We start from the raw sequence: 3,715 nt of genomic DNA, 5'->3' as shown, positions 1-3,715 counted from the left end.
TTTTTGCAATCCAGTTTTCACCGCCCAACCCCGTGTCGCTCCTGGACTCGCGACTGACCGACCAAGACGTCCTCGAGAAAAAAGCTTGAACCCGATCAGGACTCTGCCTTCGCCAAGATCACTACACCGCGTGACCCCAGGATGAATTCATTCTGGCCAGGTCGTGACAAAGACTGTGACTGGCGATGACCTGAGCGTGCACCGCATGCTCAGATCATACAGCAGTAGCAATGAATCAAGCCGACTCGTTAGTACTGCAAGGAATGATGAGACGACGCTGTCACAGACAGACTTGGCTAGCCCAAGTCCAAGCGTCGACACCTCGAATAGTCGTATAGTACCGAATCGGATCTCGCCGAAACTCGCAAGCGTCAACGTTCAAAGTCAGCCGAATCCACACCCTAAGCCACAAGACGAAAACAGAAGAATCACCGATGTAGAAAAAGTCACCAAAAGCGGCCAGACGCCTCTGGTCAAACCAAGGACTTCATAGTCGCCCAGCATCACCGGGCAAGGGTGGCGTAGTGGAGGTGGTACAATGCCGAAGGCAACCACCGGAACGAAGACACACTTGCTCCGGTGCATGCTTTCGTTATCCGCCGGATTCGTTCGGTGACCAAGTATCAAATAGCTTATCAAAATCCTCGTCAACAAATGCGACGAACGGCCGTTTCTTTGAAATGCATTCTAGCAGTGCGTCGACACGCCTACGTTGCGATACAGTTGTCAATTCCATTGATTTCTGTGCGATACCCAGCGCCGATGCAAAGTCGCCTTCCCGCATGTAAGATGTAGCCAAAGACTGCAATGCTAACCAGTTTGCCCACTTGGAGATTTCGCAAGCGCGTCTTGCATGCCGAATTGCAGCGGTAGAGTCGTGGAACTTGGCGTCTGGGCAGCAGGAGTGAATGTGGGCAAGGCTTATGTGAGCTTGGACGATATTGGGATCCAGACGGAGAGCATTGTTGTAGCAGTCTATGGCCTCGCTGAATTCTGATTTGAAGTAGTGGCACACCGCAAGCCAGACGGCCCAGTTCGGGTGCACTGCGTAATCATCAGTCCCTGACTCGAGGCAAGCGTGTATCCCACTAATCACGCTGTCGAACTGGCGAGACGCAAACAGCCTCGGAATATGAGCGGGTTCGAATACCATGAGTTAAGCCGGATAACGGCAGTCATCACCGAGGACCGCCAATGTGGTTTCCATCTGTAAAAGCGCCATGCGGTCCTTCGGTGCATGACATGGTTCGTGCAACTTCGGCAGCCGACGTTGTAACCTAAGGCCCAAGTTGCGTCCAATCAATCATAACGGCCAAGGACTCTGCGGCATTGATCGTGGAATCGCTCGTCAATCTGCTCAATTACCGAGCCTACGAAACCACGCAGTCCCTGAGTCTTTTGCGATCGTGTGAAAACGATTTCCTGTTCGTTGCCACGATCGAACGCATGCGATCCGAAATGCGCATCATCCTCAGTGTCATGCAAGTCTTTCACTACGACATCGATTTTGACGATATTGGGAATCTGTTGCCAGAACCCGTAGTAGGTGAACCGTCCAATTTCCACTCTCACCGTACCAGAGTGATGAATGATGATCTTGAAGTACTCCCTGTCGGTCCGCCCGCTCACGGGTCTGTCAAAGTGGAGCGTGAGAGTTTCAAAATCAGTTTGTGCCATTGAGTTGATGTCGATCTAGCAAGTAGCACGAACGACTAAAATCACCCGGTCGCGACGAGAGATTCTCAATTGTCAGAACGCCCGACTTCGCGACTCGGGTGCATTTTTCTGTTATCCACACGCCCACGCGAACGCTAAAACCCTCGGGTGCTGTCGGCATTGAGTGATATGGGCACAGCCAACGTCACCGAACATATAGTCCAAGTTGTCATTTGAATCCAATTGAAACAGGAGTTCCATCTGCTGTTGGCATTCAGGACATGCCGGGTATTCTGGCCCCTGCACCCATGCTGGCCATCCACCAAGTTTGTCACCAGCGTTGGATTCTGAAATCATTTCGGCAACATTCAGGTCGATATTGAGGTCACTCAGTTTGATTCCTAGCTCTGGCGCTTCAACCGATACGAGATTCCTAGTGAAATCATAATCGTAATTGATCCCGAGTAGTTCGTGTTCTGCTGGCGATGGTGCGTCATCAATCGGCAGCCAGTCGGAAATCACAGATTTGGTGAATGGCGCAATTTCTTCTGGTGGCGTGCAGTCAGTATCGGATTTTTGGATTATGCGAATCTCATGTGTCCCCGAAAACGCTTCCCATGTTTCGCACATGCCGTCGTCGGTCGAGCAGTAGAAGAGCTGAAGTATTCCATCCTTAAGTGGCGTGTCGAATTCGCGAGGCAGAAAAGCAAGATCAAGTTGCAAAAAGAACTGCATTGACTTTTTGCATTCAGAGCATGTTGGCCATGGGAAGTCGTCAGTCGCCGTTGGGGTTCCGCCAAACCACGAGCAAGAATCCGTATTCCTGTTGTTTATTGAAGCGCGCCACGCACTGCGTTTGTGCGTCGCGTTCCATTTCAAAAACGATGCCTTAATCTCGTCTGGGGCCATAGGGAAAACGCCTTCTTGTGTGGATAACGTCCGGATTCACCGGGTCGGGAGAGTAAAGTAACCATTTGAAAACGGCCGCAAGCCCGACTCCGGTGCAATCTATGGTTATCCGCCGTCAGCAGATTGTGCCGCAAGCACGGCATCAATCCGTGACCGCCAATATCGACAGGCATCAGCGTTTGACGGATCGTCCCCGTCGGTTCTTGATTGATAGTATTGCAGGTGGCGATTGAAGTCGGCAAGACGTTCGTCTAAGTATTGTCGGAATTGGGTTCGATTCGAGGGGATAAAGCCGGGGCCGTCGCACCCGCATGTATTGAAAACGTGCCCCAATGTCAAAATTTCGCGGAGCGTCGACCAGGAGCGCGAATCGGATTTACGCGGTGCCTTAAAGTCGCGGCCAAGGTCAGCCATTGGTTCTCCGCAATCGGGACAGTTGAAGTTTGCAGTTCGATATTCGGATTCCAGTTCAGCGAGGCAATGCCCAAGTTGTGCTTCACGCTCGGCCAACAGCTTTGCGTTCCAGCGGCAATGCTTGAGTTCATCGAAAGCAAACCCCTTGCCGCGGACACGCAGCCAGTCGCCAATTGACGGCTGCTTGAACGCCTTGCGGCAATCGAGGCACGCGAAGTGTATTTTGTACGGCCCTTTAATTGCGTATCGGCACATAGATTTCAGTCGGATAACGTCGGTGGTCACCGGGCAAACGCATGCCACGGTCGGAAGCTTGTAAAAAGGCGATGCGTTTGCTCCGCGTGCACCACATGGTTATCCACGGCGTAAGATCGTTCGCATCAAGGCCAGTCTAGAGCCCGACGATGTGCCAGACAATCGACGAACGCATCCGACCACGCGACAGACGTTGGATCGTTCGCGCAGTACCCGGTGTTGATTCATATTCACCATCAAGTCAGACAATTGACACGCGCATCGATAAGATGGAGATCACCATGCGCATCGACGAACGCCACGATCGGCCGGCAGATCGTGCGAAACGCGGTGTCGACGCAGATTCATCGTCCAGCCAGACAATCGTCCGCGCAACGACACGTTGGGTTTGTCACGCGCATCGACCGCGCGAATTCCGTCCGCGCATCGACACGCTGGATCTCCACGCGCCACGCCGGATAACGATTAAGTTCACCCGCTT

4 protein-coding genes are annotated in these 3,715 nt (G+C 52.5%); 1 reads left to right on the top strand and 3 read right to left on the bottom strand.

All coding sequences use genetic code 11. The features are described from left to right. Nucleotides 1-592: 592 nt before the first annotated feature. From RSSM_RS35445 to RSSM_RS13840, 3 genes are all read right to left on the bottom strand, one after another. Nucleotides 593-1,153 (bottom strand): tetratricopeptide repeat protein, encoded by a 561-nt coding sequence (locus RSSM_RS35445; RefSeq protein WP_144059800.1) that lies wholly within the window; start codon nucleotides 1,151-1,153, stop codon nucleotides 593-595. A gap of 146 nt (nucleotides 1,154-1,299) precedes the next feature. Then, a complete protein-coding gene (locus tag RSSM_RS13845; RefSeq protein WP_144059799.1) occupies nucleotides 1,300-1,629 on the bottom strand; it encodes a hypothetical protein in 330 nt (109 codons plus the stop codon). A gap of 159 nt (nucleotides 1,630-1,788) precedes the next feature. Further along, complete coding sequence (locus RSSM_RS13840) at nucleotides 1,789-2,565, bottom strand: DUF1963 domain-containing protein (RefSeq protein ID WP_008679690.1); 777 nt, start codon at nucleotides 2,563-2,565, stop codon at nucleotides 1,789-1,791. A gap of 938 nt (nucleotides 2,566-3,503) precedes the next feature. Between RSSM_RS13840 and RSSM_RS34750 the strand changes: the two genes are divergently transcribed. Beyond that, nucleotides 3,504-3,715, top strand: a 212-nt coding sequence (locus RSSM_RS34750; RefSeq protein ID WP_236621143.1) for a hypothetical protein, incomplete at its 3' end; no start/stop codon positions are given.

This window comes from Aporhodopirellula sallentina SM41 (assembly GCF_000346505.1).
In the GTDB taxonomy this organism is placed as follows: Bacteria; Planctomycetota; Planctomycetia; order Pirellulales; family Pirellulaceae; genus Rhodopirellula; species Rhodopirellula sallentina.
The sequence above is the reverse complement of the archived record's forward strand: the minus strand, read 5'-3'. Positions and strand labels throughout refer to the sequence as shown.